The organism is Pantoea sp. V106_11 (assembly GCF_029967885.1).
Taxonomy (GTDB): Bacteria; Pseudomonadota; Gammaproteobacteria; order Enterobacterales; family Enterobacteriaceae; genus Pantoea; species Pantoea ananatis.
In genome coordinates, this window is the sequence record NZ_JASCAK010000037.1 from 319,942 (window position 1) to 342,457 (window position 22,516).

25 protein-coding genes are annotated in these 22,516 nt (G+C 54.6%); 23 read left to right on the forward strand and 2 right to left on the reverse strand.

Translation table 11 applies throughout. From position 1 onward, the window contains the following. Window positions 1-182 precede the first annotated feature (182 nt). Window positions 183-1,139 (forward strand): 23S rRNA pseudouridine(955/2504/2580) synthase RluC, encoded by a 957-nt coding sequence (gene rluC, locus QLG08_RS20335; protein ID WP_013025359.1) that lies wholly within the window; start codon window positions 183-185, stop codon window positions 1,137-1,139. A gap of 11 nt (window positions 1,140-1,150) precedes the next feature. Here the strand turns inward: rluC and QLG08_RS20340 are convergent, their stop codons facing one another. Then, on the reverse strand, window positions 1,151-1,738 hold the full coding sequence (locus QLG08_RS20340) for a nucleoside triphosphate pyrophosphatase (protein ID WP_013025360.1): 588 nt from the start codon (window positions 1,736-1,738) through the stop codon (window positions 1,151-1,153). Between the two features lie 140 nt (window positions 1,739-1,878). Between QLG08_RS20340 and yceD the strand changes: the two genes are divergently transcribed. From yceD to ptsG, 14 genes are all read left to right on the forward strand, one after another. Continuing rightward, window positions 1,879-2,400 (forward strand): 23S rRNA accumulation protein YceD, encoded by a 522-nt coding sequence (gene yceD, locus QLG08_RS20345; protein WP_014593425.1) that lies wholly within the window; start codon window positions 1,879-1,881, stop codon window positions 2,398-2,400. A 14-nt stretch (window positions 2,401-2,414) separates the two neighbouring features. Further along, window positions 2,415-2,585, forward strand: a complete 171-nt coding sequence (gene rpmF, locus QLG08_RS20350) for a 50S ribosomal protein L32 (RefSeq protein WP_013025362.1) — start codon at window positions 2,415-2,417, stop codon at window positions 2,583-2,585. Between the two features lie 25 nt (window positions 2,586-2,610). Beyond that, window positions 2,611-3,651, forward strand: coding sequence for a phosphate acyltransferase PlsX (gene plsX / locus QLG08_RS20355; protein WP_013025363.1), 1,041 nt, complete (start codon window positions 2,611-2,613; stop codon window positions 3,649-3,651). After that, window positions 3,652-4,605: a beta-ketoacyl-ACP synthase III gene (locus tag QLG08_RS20360; RefSeq protein WP_282473145.1), complete on the forward strand. Its 954-nt coding sequence runs from the start codon at window positions 3,652-3,654 to the stop codon at window positions 4,603-4,605. 16 nt (window positions 4,606-4,621) lie between these two features. Continuing rightward, the gene (gene fabD, locus QLG08_RS20365; RefSeq protein WP_105079221.1) at window positions 4,622-5,554 is read left to right on the forward strand and encodes an ACP S-malonyltransferase; all 933 of its coding nucleotides are present in this window, start codon (window positions 4,622-4,624) and stop codon (window positions 5,552-5,554) included. A 10-nt stretch (window positions 5,555-5,564) separates the two neighbouring features. Then, on the forward strand, window positions 5,565-6,299 hold the full coding sequence (fabG, locus tag QLG08_RS20370; RefSeq protein WP_014593428.1) for a 3-oxoacyl-ACP reductase FabG: 735 nt from the start codon (window positions 5,565-5,567) through the stop codon (window positions 6,297-6,299). 153 nt (window positions 6,300-6,452) lie between these two features. After that, window positions 6,453-6,689 carry an acyl carrier protein gene (gene acpP, locus QLG08_RS20375; RefSeq protein WP_003849865.1) on the forward strand — a complete coding sequence of 79 codons (237 nt, stop codon included), beginning with the start codon at window positions 6,453-6,455 and terminating at the stop codon, window positions 6,687-6,689. Window positions 6,690-6,774: 85 nt separating this feature from the next. Next, complete coding sequence (gene fabF / locus QLG08_RS20380) at window positions 6,775-8,016, forward strand: beta-ketoacyl-ACP synthase II (protein WP_013025368.1); 1,242 nt, start codon at window positions 6,775-6,777, stop codon at window positions 8,014-8,016. Window positions 8,017-8,138: 122 nt separating this feature from the next. Then, complete coding sequence (gene pabC, locus QLG08_RS20385; protein ID WP_282473181.1) at window positions 8,139-8,954, forward strand: aminodeoxychorismate lyase; 816 nt, start codon at window positions 8,139-8,141, stop codon at window positions 8,952-8,954. Then, window positions 8,951-9,970, forward strand: coding sequence for a cell division protein YceG (yceG, locus tag QLG08_RS20390; protein ID WP_282473146.1), 1,020 nt, complete (start codon window positions 8,951-8,953; stop codon window positions 9,968-9,970). The genes pabC and yceG overlap by 4 nt, the downstream gene beginning before the upstream one ends. Continuing rightward, window positions 9,960-10,595 carry a dTMP kinase gene (gene tmk / locus QLG08_RS20395; RefSeq protein ID WP_014593431.1) on the forward strand — a complete coding sequence of 212 codons (636 nt, stop codon included), beginning with the start codon at window positions 9,960-9,962 and terminating at the stop codon, window positions 10,593-10,595. Before yceG ends, tmk begins: the two co-directional genes overlap by 11 nt. Then, window positions 10,592-11,581, forward strand: coding sequence for a DNA polymerase III subunit delta' (holB, locus tag QLG08_RS20400; RefSeq protein ID WP_013025372.1), 990 nt, complete (start codon window positions 10,592-10,594; stop codon window positions 11,579-11,581). The genes tmk and holB overlap by 4 nt, the downstream gene beginning before the upstream one ends. 15 nt (window positions 11,582-11,596) lie before the next feature. Beyond that, entirely contained in the window at window positions 11,597-12,388 is a 792-nt protein-coding gene (locus QLG08_RS20405) for a metal-dependent hydrolase (RefSeq protein ID WP_026020996.1), read from the forward strand. 289 nt (window positions 12,389-12,677) lie between these two features. Further along, complete coding sequence (gene ptsG / locus QLG08_RS20410) at window positions 12,678-14,117, forward strand: PTS glucose transporter subunit IIBC (protein WP_013025374.1); 1,440 nt, start codon at window positions 12,678-12,680, stop codon at window positions 14,115-14,117. Window positions 14,118-14,220: 103 nt separating this feature from the next. Here the strand turns inward: ptsG and QLG08_RS20415 are convergent, their stop codons facing one another. Then, window positions 14,221-15,795: a methyl-accepting chemotaxis protein gene (locus QLG08_RS20415; RefSeq protein WP_019105705.1), complete on the reverse strand. Its 1,575-nt coding sequence runs from the start codon at window positions 15,793-15,795 to the stop codon at window positions 14,221-14,223. A 420-nt stretch (window positions 15,796-16,215) separates the two neighbouring features. On the opposite strand from QLG08_RS20415, the gene hinT reads away from it, so the two are divergent. The 8 genes from hinT to QLG08_RS20455 all read left to right on the forward strand — a co-directional run bounded on the left by hinT (window position 16,216) and on the right by QLG08_RS20455 (window position 22,362). Further along, complete coding sequence (gene hinT / locus QLG08_RS20420; RefSeq protein WP_013025376.1) at window positions 16,216-16,566, forward strand: purine nucleoside phosphoramidase; 351 nt, start codon at window positions 16,216-16,218, stop codon at window positions 16,564-16,566. A 20-nt stretch (window positions 16,567-16,586) separates the two neighbouring features. Further along, a complete protein-coding gene (locus QLG08_RS20425; protein WP_013025377.1) occupies window positions 16,587-16,958 on the forward strand; it encodes a DUF1425 domain-containing protein in 372 nt (123 codons plus the stop codon). A 10-nt stretch (window positions 16,959-16,968) separates the two neighbouring features. Next, window positions 16,969-17,565 (forward strand): penicillin-binding protein activator LpoB, encoded by a 597-nt coding sequence (lpoB, locus tag QLG08_RS20430; RefSeq protein WP_013025378.1) that lies wholly within the window; start codon window positions 16,969-16,971, stop codon window positions 17,563-17,565. After that, window positions 17,525-18,361, forward strand: a complete 837-nt coding sequence (gene thiK / locus QLG08_RS20435) for a thiamine kinase (protein ID WP_028715012.1) — start codon at window positions 17,525-17,527, stop codon at window positions 18,359-18,361. The genes lpoB and thiK overlap by 41 nt, the downstream gene beginning before the upstream one ends. Window positions 18,362-18,392: 31 nt before the next feature. Beyond that, entirely contained in the window at window positions 18,393-19,433 is a 1,041-nt protein-coding gene (nagZ, locus tag QLG08_RS20440; protein WP_014593437.1) for a beta-N-acetylhexosaminidase, read from the forward strand. 38 nt (window positions 19,434-19,471) lie between these two features. Further along, window positions 19,472-20,014 (forward strand): alpha/beta hydrolase YcfP, encoded by a 543-nt coding sequence (ycfP, locus tag QLG08_RS20445; RefSeq protein WP_014606124.1) that lies wholly within the window; start codon window positions 19,472-19,474, stop codon window positions 20,012-20,014. Between the two features lie 212 nt (window positions 20,015-20,226). Continuing rightward, window positions 20,227-21,531, forward strand: coding sequence for an NAD(P)/FAD-dependent oxidoreductase (locus QLG08_RS20450; RefSeq protein ID WP_282473147.1), 1,305 nt, complete (start codon window positions 20,227-20,229; stop codon window positions 21,529-21,531). A gap of 288 nt (window positions 21,532-21,819) precedes the next feature. Then, window positions 21,820-22,362 carry a glycine zipper 2TM domain-containing protein gene (locus tag QLG08_RS20455; RefSeq protein WP_013025383.1) on the forward strand — a complete coding sequence of 181 codons (543 nt, stop codon included), beginning with the start codon at window positions 21,820-21,822 and terminating at the stop codon, window positions 22,360-22,362. The last annotated feature ends 154 nt before the right edge of the window (window positions 22,363-22,516 follow it).

The following is a 22,516-nucleotide window of genomic DNA, read 5'->3' on the forward strand; positions in this document are numbered from 1 at the left end:
TATAGCAAGGTGACTTTAACTCACTGATCAATTTTCTTTACATTTTAAGAACCCTACGACAAGAAGTGCACCCGCGATGCTGAAAATCACAGCAATCACATTACGCTTCCTGACGAGACGCAAAGAGTTAAGCACAGAAAAAGGGGTGGCGCTATCAGGGGACACTATTTAGAATCGCCGCCATGAAAACAGAGAATCCAGGCGTACACTTTGTCGCCATCACGGCTGAAAATGCCGGACAACGCATTGACAACTTTTTGCGCACCCAGTTAAAGGGCGTGCCGAAAAGCATGATTTATCGCATCGTGCGTAAAGGCGAGGTGCGGGTTAACAAGAAACGCATCAAGCCAGAATATAAGCTGGAAGAGGGCGATGAGGTGCGTATCCCGCCCGTCCGGGTAGCCGAACGGGACGAAGAGGCCGTTTCGCCCAAGCTGGCCAAAGTGGCTTCTTTAGCCAATGCCATTCTCTTTGAAGACGATCACCTGCTGGTGCTGAATAAGCCGTCCGGTACAGCGGTACACGGTGGCAGCGGCCTGAGCTTTGGCGTGATAGAAGGCTTGCGCGCCCTGCGTCCTGAGGCTCGCTTCCTGGAGCTGGTGCACCGTCTGGATCGTGACACCTCTGGCGTCCTGCTGGTGGCCAAAAAGCGTTCAGCCTTGCGCTCGCTGCATGAACAACTGCGTGAGAAAGGCATGCAGAAAGACTATCTGGCGCTGGTTCAGGGTAACTGGCCATCGCATCTGAAAGTGGTTCAGGCACCATTGCTGAAAAACATTCTGCAAAGCGGTGAGCGCATGGTACGCGTGAGCAGCGACGGCAAGCCTTCAGAAACCCGGTTTAAAGTGGAAGAGCGCTTCGACTTCGCCACCCTTGTAAAAGCCAGCCCGGTTACCGGACGTACCCACCAGATTCGTGTGCATACGCTGCATGCCGGTCATCCTATTGCATTCGACGACCGCTACGGCGATCGCGCGTTTGACAGCCAGCTGTCCTCTACGGGGCTTAACCGCTTGTTCCTGCATGCGGCCGCGCTGACCTTTACGCATCCCAACACGGGTGAGACGCTCCGCATGGAAGCGCCACTGGATGACAAGTTGCAGCATTGCCTGACGATGCTGCGCCAGCAGAAAAGCTGACGCGCCGGGCATCAATCCGACAGGGGGTTGATGCCTGCTTCTCGCAGCATATTGCTGAGCGCGATAAGCGGTAAACCGACCAGCGTATTCGGATCGCGTCCCTCAAGACGATCGAATAAACAAATCCCCAACCCTTCGCTTTTAAAGCTCCCTGCGCACTGCAGCGGTTGCTCTTTCTTTATATAGGCACGGATCTCGGCGTCGGTTAGCGTGCGGAAATGGACGCTAAACGGCTCACAGCATTGCATTAAGCGCTGGCTGGCAGGGTGGTATAGCGCCAGCCCGGTATAAAACGTTACGCGCTGGCCGCTGGCGGCCCGCAACTGTGCTTCCGCGTTTTCAACCGTATGGGGTTTCCCGGTTATCACGCCATTCAGCACGCAGACCTGGTCAGAACCAATAATCCAGTGGTCAGGATAACGTTGGGCCAGCGCCTGCGCCTTGGCGATGGCTAATCGGGTGACCAGCGCTTCCGCGCTTTCATGCGCTAACGGCGTTTCATCTGTCTGCGGCGAATCGACCGTGAAAGGCAGGCCCAGCCGCGCTAACAGTGCCTGACGAAAGGGCGACGTTGATGCTAAAAGAATCGATGCTGTCATTTTTTTTCAATATTGATAGCGAATTGGTGGCAGTCATTTTAAACTGTGCGCCGCACTGGATGCGAATAGTGGTTGAAAGATGCTGGTAAACGGCCTTTTTCTTTGACTCTATGTGATTACAAAGTTAATATGCGCGCCCTATGCAAAAGGTAAAATTACCCCTGACGCTGGACCCAGTCCGCACCGCTCAAAAACGCCTGGATTATCAAGGTGTTTATACCTCTCAACAGGTTGAGCGTGTTGCTGAGTCGGTCGTCAGTGTGGACAGTGATGTAGATTGTGTCATGTCGTTTGCGGTTGACAACCAGCGTCTGGCAGTACTGACGGGTACTGCTGATGTACAGGTTACGCTACGTTGTCAGCGCTGCAACCAGGTTTTTCCACATCATGTACACGTAAGCTATTGCTTCAGTCCTGTGTCGTCTGACGAGCAGGCCGAAGCGTTGCCGGAAGCGTACGAGCCGGTTGATGTCAACGAGTTTGGTGAGATCGACCTGCTGGCAGTTATCGAGGATGAAGTTATTCTCGCGCTGCCTGTGGTTCCGGTGCACGATTCTGAACACTGTGAAGTGTCCGAGGCGGACATGGTCTTTGGTCAGTTGCCTGCAGAGGCAGAAAAACCAAACCCATTTGCCGTATTAGCCAGTTTAAAGCGTAAGTAATAGGAGTAAGGTCCATGGCCGTACAACAGAATAAACCCACCCGTTCTAAGCGTGGTATGCGTCGTTCGCACGATGCGCTGACCACTGCCACTCTGTCAGTAGATAAAGTTTCTGGTGAAACTCATCTGCGTCACCACATCACTGCGGACGGTTACTACCGCGGTCGCAAGGTTATCGTTAAGTAAGTTCTTTGCTTAGCAAGGCGATACCTTGGCACGTTTGACCCTGGCTATCGATGCCATGGGCGGGGACTTCGGTCCCTGCGTGACGGTGCCTGCAGCATTGCAGGCACTGGCCTCTCATTCGGAAATTATCCTTCTTCTTGTCGGAGATCCCGACATTCTCACGCCATTGCTTGCCAAAGCAGATTCCTCCTTGCTGGAGCGACTGCAGGTTGTGCCTGCCGAATCAGTTATTGCAAGTGATGCGCGACCCGCACAAGCCATCCGTAACAGCCGCGGCAGTTCTATGCGAGTGGCGTTAGAGTTGGTTAAAGAAGGGCGGGCTCAGGCCTGCGTCAGCAGCGGCAACACGGGCGCGCTGATGGGGCTGGCGACATTATTACTGAAGCCGCTGGACGGGATTAAACGTCCGGCGCTTATGACCGTTTTACCCCATCAGCAGAAGGGAAAAACGGTCATTTTAGATTTAGGTGCCAATGTCGACTCAGACAGTGCGATGCTGGTGCAGTTTGCGGTAATGGGCTCAGTGATGGCGGAAGAAGTGTTGGGGATTGCGAATCCCCGTGTGGCACTTCTCAATATTGGTCATGAAGAGCATAAAGGGCTTGAAAGCATCCGCGATGCGGCGTTAAGTCTCAAGGCATTGCCGCAGATTAACTACATTGGTTACCTTGAAGGTAATGATTTACTGACTGGCAAAACGGATGTGCTGGTCTGTGATGGTTTCGCAGGAAACATCACTCTGAAGACAATGGAAGGCGTAGTAAGAATGTTTCTTTCTCTGTTCAAGTCATCAGAGGAAGGTAAGAAGCGGTCGTGGTGGCTGACGTTGCTGGGGCGCTGGATGAAAAAGCGTTTGGTCAGGCGCTTCGGGCATCTCAACCCCGACCAGTATAATGGCGCTTGTCTGTTAGGATTACGCGGGACAGTGATAAAGAGCCATGGTGCAGCAAATCAACATGCTTTTGCCGTGGCGATCAATCAGGCCGAGCAGACGGTGAGGCGGCAGGTGCCTGAACGCATTGCCGCCCGTCTGGACGCTGTATTAGCCAGGAGTGACAAAGCCTAGATGTTTACCAAAATTATCGGTACGGGCAGTTATTTGCCCAGCCAGATCCGCACCAATGCCGATCTGGAAAAAATGGTGGAGACTTCGGACGAGTGGATTGTTACCCGTACCGGCATTCGTGAGCGCCGTATTGCTGCGCCGGATGAGACTGTCGCAAGTATGGGACATCAGGCTGCACAACGTGCACTGGAAATGGCAGGCGTTGACGCCAATGATATCGGTCTGATCATCGTTGCGACCACCTCGTCCAGTCACGCCTTTCCAAGCTCTGCCTGCCTGATTCAGCAGATGCTTGACATCAAAGACTGTGCGGCGTTTGACCTCGCAGCAGCCTGTGCCGGCTTTACCTATGCGTTAAGCGTGGCCGATCAATATATTAAAAACGGTGCCGTTAAACATGCGTTAATCATCGGTGCCGATGTCCTCGCGCGTACGCTCAATCCAGACGATCGTGGGACGATCATCCTGTTTGGTGATGGTGCCGGCGCTGTTGTGCTGGGCCAGAGCGAAGAGCAGGGGATCATTTCAACCCACCTGCACGCTGACGGTCGCTATGCGAAACTGTTGACGCTGCCGTATCAGGATCGCGAAAATCAGGATCAGCCCGCTTATTTGACAATGGCAGGCAATGAAGTCTTCAAAGTGGCGGTCACCGAGTTAGCCCACATTGTGGACGAAACCTTGCAGGCAAATAACATTGCGCGTGAAGAGCTGGACTGGCTGGTGCCGCATCAGGCTAACCTGCGTATTATCAGCGCCACGGCGAAAAAACTGGGTATGACCATGGAGAAAGTGGTCGTGACGCTGGATCGCCATGGAAATACCTCTGCCGCATCCGTGCCAAGTGCGCTGGATGAGGCGGTGCGCGATGGCCGCATCAAACCCGGACAACTTATTTTGCTGGAAGCCTTTGGTGGTGGATTCACCTGGGGTTCTGCGCTGGTTCGCTTTTGATTGACAGGAATTGAAAATGACGCAATTTGCTTTTGTTTTCCCAGGTCAGGGTTCACAGACTGTGGGCATGTTAGCGGATCTGGCCGCTGCTTATCCGGCGGTTGAAGCGACGTTTCGTGAAGCTTCTGATGTTCTCGGTTACGATCTGTGGCAGTTAGTCAGCCAGGGGCCGGCTGAAGAGCTGAATAAAACCTGGCAGACGCAGCCTGCTTTGCTGGCTGCCTCGGTAGCCATCTATCGTGTCTGGCAGCAGCAGGGCGGTCAACTACCCGCCCTGATGGCAGGTCATAGCCTGGGAGAATACTCCGCGCTGGTCTGCGCAGGTGTGCTGAATTTTGCGGACGCGATCAAGCTGGTTGAACTGCGCGGTAAGCTGATGCAGGAAGCCGTGCCTGAGGGCACGGGTGCGATGCAGGCAATTATCGGCCTTGATGACGCTGCGATTGCTAAAGCCTGTGAAGAAAGTGCGCAGGGCCAAGTGGTTTCGCCGGTTAACTTCAACTCGCCAGGCCAGGTGGTTATCGCCGGCAATAAAGAGGCGGTTGAACGTGCGGGTGCAGCCTGCAAAGCGGCAGGCGCAAAACGTGCGCTACCGCTGCCGGTAAGCGTCCCTTCACACTGCGCGCTGATGAAACCGGCTGCCGATAAGCTGGCATTAACACTGGAAAACATCACGTTTAATGCGCCAGCTGTGCCGGTCATTAACAACGTGGATGTCAAAGCCGAAACGGACGCCGACGCGATTCGACATGCGCTGATTCGTCAGCTTTACAGCCCGGTCCGCTGGACCGAGAGCGTTGAGGCTATGGCCGCGCAGGGCGTCACGCAACTTATTGAAATGGGACCGGGTAAAGTCCTTACCGGTCTGACAAAACGCATTGTAGACGGCCTGTCCGCAGCAGCGGTGAACGATACTGCGTCATTGACTGCGGCGCTTGCACAGGAATAAGAGGAAAATCATGAGCTTTGAAGGTAAAGTAGCGCTGGTAACTGGCGCAAGCCGCGGCATCGGCCGTGCGATTGCAGAAACCCTGGCCGCACGCGGTGCGAAAGTGGTAGGTACTGCAACCAGCCAAAGTGGCGCCGATGCTATCAGTGATTACCTTGGCGATAAAGGACAAGGTCTGCTGTTAAACGTGACGGATGCCGCTTCTGTAAACAGCGTTTTAGAGAAAATTCGCGCTGAATTTGGCGAAGTGGACATTTTAGTCAATAATGCAGGCATTACGCGTGATAATCTACTGATGCGTATGAAGGACGATGAGTGGCAGGATATCCTGGATACCAACCTCACATCGGTTTTCCGTCTTTCGAAGGCGGTGATGCGTGCCATGATGAAAAAGCGCATGGGTCGTATCATCACCATCGGTTCTGTTGTTGGAACCATGGGCAATGCGGGTCAGGCAAACTACGCTGCAGCAAAAGCAGGTTTGATTGGCTTTAGCAAATCACTGGCGCGCGAAATCGCGTCACGTGGCATTACCGTCAACGTCGTGGCTCCGGGCTTCATAGAGACTGACATGACGCGGGCACTGAACGAAGATCAACGTTCCGGTATTCTGGCGGAGGTCCCAGCGGGTCGTTTAGGCGAAGCGCAGGAAATTGCTAATGCCGTTGCATTCTTAGCCTCTGACGAAGCAGCCTACATCACGGGTGAGACGCTGCACGTCAATGGCGGCATGTATATGGTCTGATAATCACGAAATCATTTGCATTATTTGCGGATAAAACCGCACAATAGCGTAAAATCGTGGTTCGACCAGCCGGGATTTTGTTGCATCTTTTTCAACATTTTATACACTACGAAAACCATCGCGAAAGCGAGTTTTGATAGGAAATTAAATAGTATGAGCGATATCGAACAACGCGTTAAGAAAATCATCAGTGAGCAGCTGGGTGTGAAAGAGGAAGAAGTGACCAACTCTGCATCTTTCGTAGAAGACCTGGGTGCCGATTCTCTTGATACCGTTGAGCTGGTAATGGCTCTGGAAGAAGAGTTTGATACTGAAATTCCAGACGAAGAAGCTGAGAAAATCACTACCGTTCAGGCAGCGATCGACTATATCAATAGCCATAAAGGCTAATGAATATCTTCAGGCGGTCATATGACCGCCTGAGTTTTATGTTTGCCCCACAATAGTCATTTTTATCCCTCCCTGGAGGACGAACGTGTCTAAGCGTCGTGTAGTTGTGACTGGTCTTGGCATGTTGTCTCCTGTCGGCAATACCGTAGAGTCTACCTGGAGTGCTCTCCTTGCCGGTCAGAGCGGCATTAACCTGATCGACCATTTTGATACCAGCGCCTATGCAACACGTTTTGCAGGTCTGGTAAGAGATTTTAATTGCGATGACTTTATCTCTCGTAAAGATCAACGCAAGATGGATGACTTCATTCAGTACGGCATCGTGGCAGGCATTCAGGCCATGCAGGACAGCGGTCTGGTTGTGACCGACGAAAATGCAGGCCGGGTTGGCGCAGCAATTGGTTCGGGCATCGGGGGCTTGGGTCTTATTGAAGACAACCATACCTCTCTGGTGAACGGTGGCCCGCGTAAAATTAGCCCATTCTTTGTGCCTTCCACAATCGTCAATATGGTGGCGGGGCATCTCACCATCATGTATGGCCTGAAAGGCCCCAGCATCTCCATTGCGACCGCCTGTACGTCTGGCGTGCACAATATCGGTCATGCTGCACGTATCATCGCCTATAACGATGCCGACGTGATGCTGGCGGGCGGTGCGGAAAAAGCCAGTACGCCACTTGGCGTTGGCGGATTCGGCGCGGCACGTGCGCTGTCGACGCGTAACGAAAATCCCCAGGCGGCAAGCCGTCCATGGGATAAAGACCGTGATGGATTTGTACTGGGCGACGGCGCTGGCATTATCGTACTGGAAGAGTATGAGCATGCTAAGAAACGTGGCGCAAAAATCTATGCGGAAATTGTGGGCTTTGGGATGAGCAGCGATGCTTATCACATGACCTCACCGCCGGAAGACGGTTCAGGTGCAGCCGCTGCGATGATCAACGCGCTGCGTGATGCGCAGATGACGCCAGATAAGATTGGTTACGTCAATGCGCACGGTACCTCAACCCCAGCCGGCGATAAAGCGGAAGCCCAGGCGGTGAAATCCGTTTTTGGTGCAGCAGCCAGTACGGTAATGGTCAGCTCCACCAAATCCATGACCGGCCATCTGTTGGGTGCGGCGGGCGCGGTTGAGTCGATCTATTCGATTCTGGCCCTGCGCGACCAGGCGATTCCACCGACGCTGAACCTGGATAATCCTGATGAAGGTTGCGATCTTGATTTCGTTCCGCACACCGCTCGTCAGGTTTCGGGGCTGGAATACACGCTGTGTAACTCCTTCGGCTTCGGCGGTACCAACGGCTCGCTGATTTTCCGTAAAATCTAAAAATTCCGTTTATGATTGCTGTAAAGGCCCGCAATGCGGGCCTTTTTTCTATCCAGCGGCGCGAAGAAACCGATAAAATCATGACTATCGTCGAGCAACGTTCTGATACCGGAGAAACGGCAATGTGGATAAACGGCACTAAGCAATCCCAGCTGGCGGCCACCGATCGTGCCGTACAGTTTGGCGATGGCTGCTTTACGACCGCCGCGATCGGCAACGGCAAAATCCTGCTGTTAGACAGGCACATGCAGCGATTGCAGCAAAGCTGTGAACGGCTGTGGCTGAATGGCGTTGACTGGCCCGCGCTGGCGCAGGAGATGCAACACGCGGCCAGCGGACATCACAAGGCAGTGCTTAAAGTCATTATCAGCGCGGGCAGCGGCGGGCGGGGCTACAGCCGCAGCAGTTGTAGCGGCCCCACACGAATCGTTTCGGTATCCCCCTGGCCTGCGCATTATGCGGCGCTACAGCAAACCGGCGTCAGGCTGGCCGTGAGCCCGGTCCGCCTGGCGCGCCAGCCTCAGTTTGCCGGCCTTAAGCACCTGAACCGGCTGGAACAGGTGATGATTCGTGCCCACCTTGAGCAGACCGACGCCGATGAGGCGCTGGTGCTTGACACTGACGGTTGGGTGGTGGAATGCTGTGCGGCTAATTTATTCTGGCGAAGCGGCGGCACGGTTTTTACCCCGGCGCTGGATCAGGCGGGCGTTGACGGCATTATGCGGCGCAGTCTGATAGCGGAAATGCGCGCCGCAGGTCAGATTTGTCAGGTGGTTCAGGCGGGACTGGCGCAACTCCAGGCAGCCGATGAGATTGTGGTATGCAACGCGCTGATGCCCGTATTACCCGTTCGACAACTTGATGCGCTGTCGTTTGAACAGCGCACCTTGTTTAACCAGCTACAGGCGAGCTGTAGAAAGATAATGGAAGCATCATGAGCCGAATCAAAAAAATAGGGGTGAGCGTTGTGGTCATCCTGCTCATCGCGGCAGCCGTGAGTTACTGGCAGGTTAAACAACTTGCAGCAACCCGGTTGACCCTTTCCCAGGAAACGATCTACACGCTGCCGGCAGGAACCGGTCGCGTTGCACTGGAAGTGCAGTTGGAAAGTCAAAAGATTATCCCTCACAGCATCTGGTTTGGCGCATTGCTTAAACTGGAGCCTGAGCTGGCCAAATTCAAAGCCGGAACCTATCGCCTTGAACCGACAATGACGGTCCGCAGTTTGCTGGAATTGCTCGCCAGCGGCAAAGAGGCGCAATTCCCGCTGCGGTTTGTGGAAGGACAACGCCTGCAAGAGTGGCTTAGCGAATTACGTAAAGCGCCCTACGTGAAACATACGCTGCCGGATGACAGCTATGCGACCGTCGCCAGCACGCTGAAGCTGGACGAAAAGGCGCTGGAAGGCAGTTTCTTTCCGGATACTTATCTGTACACCGCAAACACCACCGATGTCGCGTTGCTGGAACGCGCGCATCAGCGGATGAAAAAGACCATCGATGAAGTCTGGCAGGGCAGGATGGATAACCTGCCCTATAAAGATCCGCAGGAAATGGTCACGATGGCGTCGATCATCGAAAAAGAAACCGGTGTGAGTGAAGAGCGGGCTAAGGTGGCTTCCGTGTTTATTAATCGCCTGCGCGTGGGGATGCGTCTGCAAACCGATCCTACCGTGATCTACGGCATGGGTAACGCCTATACTGGCACGCTGACGCGTAAAGATCTGGAAACGCCGTCGCCGTATAATACCTATATCATCAGCGGCCTGCCGCCGGGGCCAATTGCGATGCCGAGCAAAGCCTCACTGATTGCGGCCGCGCATCCGGAAAAAACCGACTATCTCTACTTCGTGGCGGATGGCAAAGGTGGACATACCTTCACCACCAATCTTGCCAGCCACAACAAGGCCGTGCAGGCTTACCGGCTGGTGTTAAAGGAAAAAAATGGACAGTAAGTTTATTGTTATTGAAGGCCTGGAAGGCGCAGGAAAAACCACGGCGCGCGATGCGGTCGTTGCAACACTGCGGGCCAGTGGAATCGACGATATTGTCTTTACCCGCGAACCCGGCGGCACACCGCTGGCTGAGCAGCTCCGCGTGCTGGTCAAGCAGGGCATTGAGGGCGAGCAGGTAACCGATAAAGCGGAACTGTTAATGCTGTATGCCGCGCGCGTCCAACTGGTGGAAACGGTGATCAAGCCTGCGCTGGCGCGGGGGGCCTGGGTGATAGGCGATCGTCACGATCTCTCCTCCCAGGCATATCAGGGCGGCGGTCGCGGGCTGGACGCCGAACTGATGCGCACCTTACGGGATACGGTACTGGGCGACTTTCGTCCTGACCTGACGCTGTACCTCGATGTTACGCCTGAAACCGGGTTACAGCGTGCCCGCGCCCGCGGAGAATTAGACCGCATTGAGCAGGAGTCGCTGCGCTTTTTTGAACGCACGCGTGAGCGATATCTGGCGCTGGCTGCCGCCGATGACAGTATCCTGACGATAGATGCCACTCAGCCGCTTGAGCAGGTTACAAGCGCGCTGCACGCCACCCTGACGGCCTGGCTGGCGGAACAGCGCGCATGAACTGGTATCCCTGGCTCAATCAACCTTACCGCCAGGTGATTGGTCAGCATCAGGATGGCCGTGCCCATCATGCGTTGTTGATCACCTCTCTTGACGGCATGGGCGATGATGCGCTGGTGTGGGGGATCAGCCGCTGGCTGATGTGCCTGCAACGCGACGGATTAAAAAGCTGTGGTCACTGCCATGGCTGCCAGCTGATGCAGGCAAATACGCACCCTGACTGGTACCGGCTTGAAGCCGAAAAAGGCAAAACGACGCTGGGCATTGATGCCGTGCGTCAGGTTACGGAAAAAATGTATCACTATGCGCAGCAGGGCGGTGCCAAGGTGGTCTGGCTGCCAGATGCGGCTCAGCTCAGCGAGGCGGCGGCTAACGCCTTACTGAAAACGCTGGAAGAGCCGCCAGCCAACAGTTGGTTCTTTTTAAGCTGTCGCGAGCCCTCCCGCCTGCTGGCAACGCTGCGTAGTCGCTGCATGGTGCTGACGTTACCTCCACCAGATGAAAATCACAGTCTGGCCTGGCTGAGAAAGCAGGGGCAACATGATGAGGCCCCGCTACTGGCCGCGCTGCGGCTCAGTGCCGGTGCGCCCGGTGCGGCGCTGACGCTGTTGGATGATGGCCTGTGGCAGGCCCGGCAAAAACTGTGCGATTCCCTGCCGGGTGCGTTGCAACAGGACATCCTGCAACTCCTGCCCGTGCTGAACGCAGATAACAGCGCGGCACGGATTGGCTGGCTGTTATCATTCATACTGGATGCGATGAAATGGCAGCAGGGCGCAACCCAGTGGCTGACTAACGTCGATCGTCAGGACGTGGTCGCCATGCTGGCGCAGCACTTCTCGCAAACGGCGCTCAATAACAGCGCTCAAGACTGGATGCGCTGCCGTGAATCGTTATTACAGGTTGCGGCAGTGAATCGTGAACTCCTCCTGACTGACAGATTACTGAGTTGGGCAGATAACCTGAAGCCCAGGTTACCCGGCTAAATGACTGAGAAAAATATGTTTATTGTTGATTCCCATTGCCATCTTGATGGCCTGGATTATGAGAAAAATCATCACGATCTTGATGATGTGATTGCCAAAGCGGCAGCGCGCGACGTCCGGTTCATGCTGGCTATCGCCACGACCTTACCCGGCTTTAGTACGCTGAAAGCGCTGGTGGGCGATCGTGAAAATATTGCGCTCTCCTGTGGCGTGCATCCGCTGAATCAGGAGGCGCCGTATGATGTTGAGTTATTCCGCCGCCTGGCCGCCGATCCTCAGGTGATCGCGTTGGGCGAGACCGGGCTGGATTACTACTATCAGCAGGAAACCAAAGCTCAGCAGCAGGACTCTTTTCGTGAACATATCCGTAGCGGAATTGCGCTGAATAAGCCGATTATCGTGCATACGCGTGATGCACGTGAAGACACGCTGGCCATTCTCAAGGAAGAGCAGGTTGAACGCTGTGGCGGCGTACTGCACTGCTTTACAGAAGATCAGGCGACGGCAGCAAAACTGCTGGATATGGGGTTCTATATCTCATTCTCGGGCATCGTCACCTTCCGCAATGCAGAGCAGATTCGTGACGCGGCGCGCTACGTCCCGCTGGATCGCATTCTGGTCGAAACCGACTCCCCTTATCTGGCGCCTGTTCCTTACCGGGGCAAAGAGAACCAGCCTGCTTACACGCGTGACGTTGCCGATTATCTTGCGGTGCTGAAAGGCGTAGATATTGAGACGCTGGCCGCCGCCACCACAAAAAACTTTTCTACGCTGTTTCATGTGCCGATGAGCCGTCTTGGTGCCTGATTCAGAGTTATTTCAGACGTTGTAATAAATACGAGATTATGTTCGTTGACCCTGTTGTGATTCGACAGGGTCAACTTTTATTGGCTGAAAAATAAGCAAAAAAACCGCCGTTGTGGCCGGCTGCTGGCGTGTGATTGACGAAACGTGATAGCCGTCAAAGTAACGAAGGGTAATTTATTTTACCCTTCGTAATAAATCAAAAAGGCGGATAACGCCAACCGGTAAAGAACCTCCCTCTTTACCACGCGCACTGCGCGAAAAACGCACTCATACTCAGGAGTTTCACGCTATGTTCAAAAATGCTTTTGCCAACTTACAAAAGGTTGGTAAATCGCTCATGCTGCCGGTATCGGTTCTTCCGATTGCCGGTATTTTATTAGGTGTTGGTTCAGCGAACTTTAGCTGGTTACCTGCGGTGGTATCGCATGTAATGGCGGAAGCGGGTGGATCGGTCTTTGCCAATATGCCGCTGATTTTTGCCATTGGCGTGGCACTCGGCTTTACCAATAACGACGGTGTTTCCGCACTGGCAGCGGTCGTGGCTTACGGCATCATGGTGAAAACCATGGCGGTGGTCGCTCCTTTAGTCCTGCATCTGCCGGCAGCGGAAATTGAGGCAAAACACCTTGCCGATACCGGGGTGCTGGGCGGTATTATTGCCGGCTCCATCGCCGCGTATATGTTTAACCGCTTCTATCGCATTAAGCTGCCCGAATATCTGGGCTTCTTTGCCGGTAAACGCTTTGTGCCGATTATCTCGGGTCTGGCGGCTATCGCGATGGGGCTGGTGCTGTCGTTTATCTGGCCACCGGTCGGTTCAGCGATTCAGGACTTCTCTCAGTGGGCGGCCTACCAAAACCCGGTGGTGGCGTTTGGTATCTACGGCGTCGTTGAACGTGCGCTGGTGCCATTTGGTCTGCACCACATCTGGAACGTTCCTTTCCAGATGCAGATTGGTGAGTACACCAATGCCGCAGGTCAGGTATTCCACGGCGATATCCCTCGCTACATGGCGGGTGACCCAACCGCAGGTAAACTTTCTGGCGGCTTCCTGTTCAAAATGTATGGCCTGCCTGCCGCGGCCATTGCCATCTGGCATTCGGCAAAACCTGAAAACCGTGCCAAAGTGGGCGGTATCATGATCTCTGCGGCGTTGACCTCGTTCCTGACCGGTATTACCGAGCCGATCGAGTTCTCGTTCATGTTTGTTGCGCCAATCCTGTATGTCATCCATGCCATTCTGGCCGGTCTGGCTTTCCCAATCTGTATCCTGCTGGGCATGCGTGACGGTACCAGTTTCTCCCATGGCCTGATCGACTTTATCGTCCTGAGTGGTAACAGCAGCAAAATCTGGTTGTTCCCGATTATCGGTATGATCTACGCCGCGGTTTACTACACCGTTTTCCGCGTCCTGATCGTGAAGCTGGATCTGAAAACCCCTGGGCGTGAAGACAGCGCAAGTGAACAGTCTTCTTCCGCGACCGGCGGTGAAATGGCGGGCAAACTGGTGTCTGCATTTGGTGGCAAAGAAAACATCACTAACCTGGATGCCTGTATCACGCGTCTGCGCGTCAGCGTGGCCGATGTAAGCAAAGTGGATCAAACTGAACTGAAAAACCTGGGCGCACGTGGCGTCGTGGTGGCCGGTTCAGGCGTTCAGGCGATTTTCGGCACCAAATCCGATAACCTGAAAACAGATATGGATGACTACATCCGTAACAAGTCATAAGGTCTGATGCCGTTCTGGCACGGCGAAAACAGCGTTGAGTCTCGGCTCAACGCTGTTTTTTTTGCCCGAAGTTAAGGCTGACAGGGCATCGCGCTTTAGCCTGTCAGTTTGCTTCGCGAGTCAAAAATTTTGAGGTGGTCTGCAACAGTCGATCGGATAACCGTTGCAACTGTGCCGTTGCGGTCGCCGTTTCTTCTACCAGCGCTGCATTCTGCTGCGTGTCGGTATCCATTTGCGCCACGGCAATACCGATCTGTTTCACACCGGTGCTTTGCTCATGACTTCCCGTGCTGATCTCAGCCACCAGGTCGTTGACGCGATGAATCTCTTTAATGACCGCCTTCATGGTTTCGCCTGCCACGCTGACATTGGTCACGCCGGTTTCGACACGTGAATGACTTTCTGTAATCAGCGTTTTAATTTCCTGGGCTGCCACGGCGCTGCGCTGCGCCAGGTTTCTGACTTCGCCCGCGACCACAGCAAACCCCCGACCTTCATCCCCGGCACGTGCCGCTTCCACCGCCGCGTTAAGCGCCAGAATATTGGTTTGAAAAGCAATGCTGTCAATGACGCTGATGATTTCGCCGATTTTGCTACTGCTGTCCTGAATGGCGCGCATCGTCTGCTCAACGTCAGACACTGACTGACCGCCGCTGGCCACCTTCTGGAAGGCGTTGCTGACCACGTCGTTCGCGATCCTGGCGTTGTCTGCATTGCTTTGTACGGCTGAGGACAGCTGCTCCATCGAAGCACTGGTTTCTTCCAGCGCTGAAGCCTGTGATTCCGTTCGTTGTGACAGATCGCGGGTACCCTGGGCGATTTCCGTCGAGGATTTGGCTACCTGTTCCGCCGCTTCCTGGACCTCACTGATCAGGTCGCGGATGTGCTGGCGCATCACGGATAACTGGTAAATCAGGCTGGAGGTATCCCCGGCTTTAATGGCGTTGTGCTCATAAAGATGACCGTCGGCGATCAGGCCCGCCACTCTGACGGCAACGTCAGGCTCGGCACCCAGTTGCTTCATAACGGAAAAAAATATCAGCGTGCCCAGTGCGCCACCGGCGATAAAGGTCAGGCTAATTAACAGAATCAACATCAAGGAGGTTCGGTCAATATGGGAAACGTTGTCGTCAATGATCTGGCTGACGGACGCATTGTAGATCTTTACGGCTTCTAACAGGGGATCCCGGACCGCGACATGTAAACGATCTGTCGTCGTTGCGATTTCCTTTAGCGCTCCTGCCACATTGTTTTCGTTGGCAAGGGCGTAGACGCGTTGCATGGACGCCAGGTAGTCAGGCCAGGCCTGCAACACTTTCTGCGTGATAGCAACCAGCGCCGGATCCTGAGATTGCTTAAGAAAATCAATCGCATTTTGCACAGCTTGCTGAGACTTCTGGTTAAATTTAGAGGTGGTTTGGCGTGATTCAACGGGCGTAGCGGAGCTAACCGGAAAGACGTAAGCATAGGAACGGCGAAAATGCGTGGCCATCTCCCGGGCGGCAACGTTCATTATCTGCACAGGCTCCAGCCGGGAAGCGTAGAGCTGCTGTTCTGACGCAGCCAGCGACCGAAGTGAGTGAAGAGAGATCACAGCGATAACAACCATGGCGAGAAGGAAAAAAGCGATGAGAAAAATCAGGCGATGTGACAATTTGACACGTTGTAAAATGCTCATATTCAACATCCTGTTTAATCGTTGATGTAATCGTTTTCTTGACTGTCAGGCGTCGCGCATCACTGAAAGCAGGTTAACCCGACACGCTGTTGATAGTTTCGGCAGGTAGCATTGGTGGTTTATTGATCAATTGTTGCAACTTTTGTCCAGGTGTCTCCCGTAGAAACAAATGGAGCGGGGCTTTGTGCACGTTCCCGTCGGACAGCCCTGCGAGCGCGCGTGTCAGGTCTGGCCGCAGGCAACATAAAGGGGGCGACGAGTGCAGAGGGGGCAGAAACAGGAAAGGCGGTTTTTCGCATACGGGTGCTGTTAAATGCGTTAAACGCCGCCGGTCATAACAAGAAAAAGTCGCCTGAGGTTGAAAGAAAACGAATTTCTCCCGCATACTGAGGTATTACCTCAGGCTCAAGGAATTGCTTTATGGCTGAAGAAACTATTTTCAGTAAAATTCTCCGTCGGGAGATCCCCGCCGACGTGGTGTATCAGGACGAACTGGTAACGGCTTTTCGCGATATTTCACCCCAGGCGCCAACGCATATTTTGATTATCCCCAATATCCTGATCCCAACCGCCAATGACGTCGAGGCGGCGCACGAGCAGGCGCTGGGTCGGATGTTCACCGCCGCCGCAAAGATTGCGCGGGAAGAAGGCATTGACGAAGACGGCTATCGCCTGATTGTTAACTGCAATAAACATGGCGGTCAGGAAGTTTATCATATCCATATGCATCTGGTGGGCGGCAAGCCGCTTGGCCCGATGCTGTCACACTGATCCCTGAAGGGAACCTTGCTATGCGTTCATGGTTGATATGTCTGCCCGTGGCGTTGCTGAGCCTTACTGGTTGCAGCAGCGACAAACCGATGATTAATACATCGCAGTCACTGGTCATGGAGTCGTCTGTCCTCTCGGCGGGTATTATTACCGACGAGCCAACGCTGGATGACCATGACGGCCAGAAACGTGCCAGCAGCATACTTTACAATCAGCGTGAAACGCCGGTGGTTGTGCACTATCGTTACTACTGGTACGACGACAAAGGGCTTGAAATAACGCCGCGTGAACCGGCTCAGGTTGTCACGGTTCCCCCCAACGGAAGCGTCGCTGCGGTGTCGCAACTGGGTAATCTGACGGCCAGCAAGGTTCGTCTCTATATCTATCTCTGAGGACTGTTACGTGATTCGCAGTGTTAACCGTACTGGCGCGCTAATGATGGCGCTTATTCTTTCTGGCTGCGTGATGAAACAGCAGCAGCCAGCACCGGTCGAACCGACTCAGCCTGTGGAGCCGGTTCAGCCTGTTCCTCAGCCAGAGCAACCGATCCCCCAGCCTCAACCTGTTCCGCAACCGCCTAAGCTGGTGACGATTAACTGGGATGCCAGCGTGGAACCCTTGGTCGCACAAATGGTGCGCGCCGCCACGGTGACGCCGGGAAGCGTGTTGCTGGTCGATCGCATTAAAAACAGCACTAACGGCGCACTACAGGGTGAAAAGGCGACCAGTGCTATTCAGAACGCGTTGAATAACAACGGTAAGTTCACTCTGGTGTCGTCAGAACAGCTGGCGCAGGCGAAACAAACACTTGGTCTTTCGCCAGACGACAGCCTGAACTCGCGCAGCAAGGCGATTGGCCTGGCGCGTAATCTCAACGCGCAGTACGTGCTCTACAGCACGGCCAAAGGCGATGTAAAATCACCGACCTTACAAATGCAGCTGATGCTGGTGCAGACGGGTGAAATTATCTGGTCTGGAAACGGTGTCGCCCAAAATTAATGCGGCGCTTCTGCAACTGATCAAGGCAACAACGGGCGGGCATCGGGTAACGGTAACACCGTTGGCAGGATTAACCGGGCAGAGCTGTCAGATCGTCACACAAAACGAACGGCTTCTCCTCCGCCCGGCGCCACAGTCAGCGATACCTTTCGTCAATCGCCAGCGCGAAGGGCGCGTGCTGCGTAAATTGCGGCTGAGCGGCCTGGTGCAGCGCCCGCTGGCGGGTAACCGGCACGGCATTATCCTGCCCTGGCAGGACGGTGAGGTGATGAGCGATGCCGGATTCCGTGCTGCACGGCCTCAGGTACTTGCGCTATTGCAACGGCTACACCAGCAGCCGCTCACCGGTTACCGTTTATCCCTTTTGCCCCTGCTGTGGCAGTACTGGCAGCGTTGCCAGCAGCGACAGCACCGCTGGTTGCAGCAGCTGCAACGACTAACCAGACAGGGCGAGCCGCGGCCGTTACGCCTTGCGCCGCTGCATATGGACGTGCATCCCGCTAATCTGATTCAGTCTGAACAGGGGCTGCACCTTATTGACTGGGAATATGCCGCAGACGGCGACGTGGCGCTTGAGCTGGCGGCCGTCTGTTTATCCGATCCCACTCAGCAAGAGCAGTGGCTAGGTGACTATGCCGCGCTCATGCAGATCCCGCTGACATCATTGCAACACCAGGTTTCGCGCTGGCAGCCCTGGCTGCATCTGTTAGTCGCCAGTTGGTATCAACTGCGCGCCGAACAGAGCGGCGATGCGCATTTACAACAGCTGGCTCAACAGAGCTGGCAGCAGATTTAACGGCTTTGTGCCGTGAAACAGGATTCAGGCTATGACAACAGGTTTCCCCGGCCCCTTGATGCTGGACGTCGAAGGTTTCGAACTGGATGCGGAAGAGCGTGAGATACTGCGCCATCCGCTGGTGGGTGGATTAATCCTTTTCGCCCGCAACTATCATGACCCCGCTCAACTGGCCGAGCTGGTGCGTCAGATTCGTGCCGCCTCGCCTACGCGCCTGGTGGTGGCGGTGGATCAGGAGGGCGGGCGAGTACAGCGTTTTCGTGATGGCTTTACGAATTTGCCCGCTATGCAGTCTTTTGCCGCGCTCAACGATATGACAACGGCAGGCGAGCTGGCACAGCAGGCTGGCTGGCAGATGGCGGCCGAAATGATCGCGCTGGATATCGATATCAGCTTTGCGCCGGTGCTGGATATCGGCCATATCAGTGCGGCCATTGGCGATCGCGCGTTCCATGAGGACCCTGCGATTGCCCTGGCGATGGCGCGGCGTTTTATTGCCGGCATGCATGAGGCCGGAATGAAAACCACCGGTAAGCATTTCCCCGGTCACGGCGCGGTCAGTGCAGATTCCCACAAAGAGACACCGCGTGATGGCCGCAGCGAAGCCGAACTGCGCGAGCATGATATGGCGATATTCCGCACGCTGATCGGCGAGCAGGCGCTCGACGCTATTATGCCCGCACACGTGATCTATACGGAAGCCGATCCGCTCCCCGCCAGCGGTTCGCCTTACTGGCTGAAAACGGTGTTACGCCAGGAGCTGGGTTTCAAGGGCGTGATTTTCTCGGACGATCTTTCAATGGAAGGCGCGGCGGTGATGGGCAGCTATGCCGAGCGTGCGCAACAGTCTCTGTCTGCCGGATGCGACATGATTCTGGTCTGTAACGACCGTCAGGGCGCGGTAAGCGTGATCGATAATTTGACCGTGATCGAGGCAGAGCCGGTGGTGCAGTTGTACCATCGGGGAACCTTTAGCCGGGACAGCCTGAAGGCCAGTCGCCGCTGGAAACAGAATGCGCAGCAGTTAAGCGCGCTGCAGGAACGCTGGCTGGCGCATAAAGCGACGTGGTAATCACGGGTTGCCCGGTGTGATGATCTTCAAGGATAAACATGATTATTTATCTTCACGGTTTCGATTCATCCAGTCCGGGCAACCACGAAAAAGTGCTGCAACTGCAGTTTATCGATCCTGACGTCAGGCTCATCAGCTACAGCACGCGCCATCCCAAACATGACATGCAGTTTCTGCTCAAAGAAACCGATAAAATGCTCAGTCTGAGCGACGATCCGCATCCGCTGATCTGCGGCGTAGGGCTGGGCGGGTACTGGTCAGAACGTATTGGTTTCTTGTGCGCGATCCGCCAGGCGATTTTCAATCCCAACCTGTTTCCGTACGAAAATATGGAAGGCAAGATAGATCGACCTGAAGAGTACCTGGACATTGCCACCAAGTGCGTCAGCGATTTTCGCGAACGTAACCGCGGCCGCTGCCTGACCCTTTTATCCCGCCACGATGAGATTCTCGACAGCCAGCGCAGCGCCGCACTGCTGGATCCCTACTACCCGATCGTCTGGGACGAAAGCGAAAGCCACAAGTTCCGCAATCTTTCCCCCCATCTTCACCGACTGAACGCCTTTAAAACGGCAGATTGACGCAACCGGGCGCCCATGCGGTGCCCGATTGTGTTGTCGGCGTTGCCAGGAACTGTCTGCTAAATTTGATGTACATCAATTTTCTGAGGCCCATCGCTTCCCGCCATGCTATTCTGCCCCCAGATAGCGAAATTATGTCGCCAACCCTATGTTTATTAAGGTTTAATTTAACCATTGATTAACTTTTGGTTCACAATTTGAGGGGGTTTTTGTTGACTACATCTGTTAAGAAAATTGTCATCGTCGGCGGTGGCGCCGGTGGGCTGGAGATGGCAACGCAGTTAGGCCATAAGCTGGGTCGCAAGAAGAAAGCCGAGATTATCCTGGTTGACCGCAACCACAGCCATCTGTGGAAGCCGTTGCTGCATGAAGTGGCCACCGGCTCCATGGATGAAGGCATTGACGCTCTCAGCTATCTGGCGCATGCCCGCAACCACGGTTTTCAGTTCCAGCTGGGCTCGTTGACGAACATCAACCGTGAGAAAAAAGTCATCCAACTGGCTGAAGTCGTGAATTCGCAGGGGGAGGTATTGGTTCCCGAGCGCGAGCTGGCTTATGACACGCTGGTCATGGCGCTGGGCAGTACCTCAAACGATTTCGGCACGCCAGGCGTTAAAGATCACTGTATTTTCCTCGACAATCCGCAGCAGGCGCGTCGTTTCCATAATGAAATGCTGAATCTGTTCCTGAAATTCTCTGCCAGCGAAGGGGCGGTGGAGAAGGTGAACATTGCTATCGTCGGCGGCGGTGCAACGGGTGTTGAGCTGTCGGCAGAACTGCACAATGCAGTTAAGCAGCTACACAGCTACGGGTATAAAGCACTGGGCAGCGAGGCACTCAACGTCACGCTGGTGGAGGCGGGCGAACGTATTCTGCCTGCGCTACCACCACGTATCTCCTCTGCGGCCCATCAGGAGCTTAGCAAGCTTGGCGTACGCGTTCTGACACAAACGATGGTGACCAGCGCAGACAAGCTGGGCCTGCATACCAAAAGTGGCGAGTTTATTGAAGCCGACTTAATGGTCTGGGCGGCAGGGATTAAAGCGCCTGACTTTATGAAAGCGATCGGCGGGCTGGAAACCAATCGCATCAACCAACTGGTGGTGAAAGAGACACTCCAGACCACGCTGGATGACGACATCTATGCCATCGGTGATTGCGCGTCCTGCGCCTTACCCGGCGGTGGATTTGTGCCCCCGCGCGCGCAGTCCGCACACCAGATGGCATCCTGTGCGCTGGATAACATCCTGTTGCAATACCAGGGCAAGCCGCTCAAAGTCTATGTTTATAAAGACCACGGTTCACTGGTTTCTCTGTCACGCTTCAGCACCGTAGGAAGCCTGATGGGCAATCTGATGCGCGGATCGATGATGATAGAAGGGCGCATTGCCCGATTTGTCTATATATCACTGTATCGTATGCATCAGGTCGCGTTGCACGGTTATGTTAAGACCGGGCTAATGATGATCGTGGGCAGTCTCAACCGGGTCATCCGCCCCCGTCTGAAGCTTCACTAATCGCATCATCTGATTTTGTTTTAACCCGCTGATTTCATTGCTAACTTGTCTGTTATGCCGTGAAGTCAGCGCGGTATCCGGCCCCCTCATCGTCGCTCAGAACTCTCCGAAAACGTGGCACTAACGCTTCAGGCACGCTTTTCTTCCCATTGTCTGATATTGCAAAAGCTTTACATCTGTAAAACTTATCTCAACCAAACGGCGAGTCGCGCACGTCGGTTCTGCCAGAGCTGTAAGGGATTTCCCAGCGGCAGGAATGCGCGGTAACACTTTCAGGAGGAACTTCCTGTGAATAAATCAATGTTAGCGGGTATCGGTATTGGCGTGGCAGCGGCACTGGGTGTAGCCGCCGTAGCAAGCATTAACGTGTTTGATCGCGGTCCACAATATGCACAGGTGCTGTCAGCAACCCCAATTAAAGAATCGATTAAACAACCGCGTCAGGAGTGTCGTAACGTGACGCTGACGCACCGTCGTCCGGTTCAGGATGAAAACCGTATCGCCGGTTCAGTACTGGGTGCGGTAGCCGGTGGTGTTCTCGGCCACCAGTTTGGCGGCGGTCGTGGACGCGACGTCGCAACGGTAGCCGGTGCGCTGGCGGGCGGTTATGCGGGCAACCAGGTTCAGGGCGGTATGCAGGATCGCGATACCTACACCACCTCTGAACAGCGTTGTAAAACCGTGTACGACAAGCAGGAAAAAATGCTGGGTTATGACGTCACCTATAAGATCGGCGACCAGCAGGGTAAAATCCGCATGGAAAACGATCCCGGTACCCGTATCCCGGTTGACCGTAACGGACAGTTAATCCTGAACGGCGATAAAGCATAAGATCCAGGGCAAAGCTTGCCGCATTGCGGTCACACAGCACACCATGAAACACGAAAGCGCATCTCCGGATGCGCTTTTTTTATGGGTCACCATGAAGGCTTTACCAACCTGCGTGACCCGATGAAGCCGCCGGGCGAGCCGAACACAGCGATAA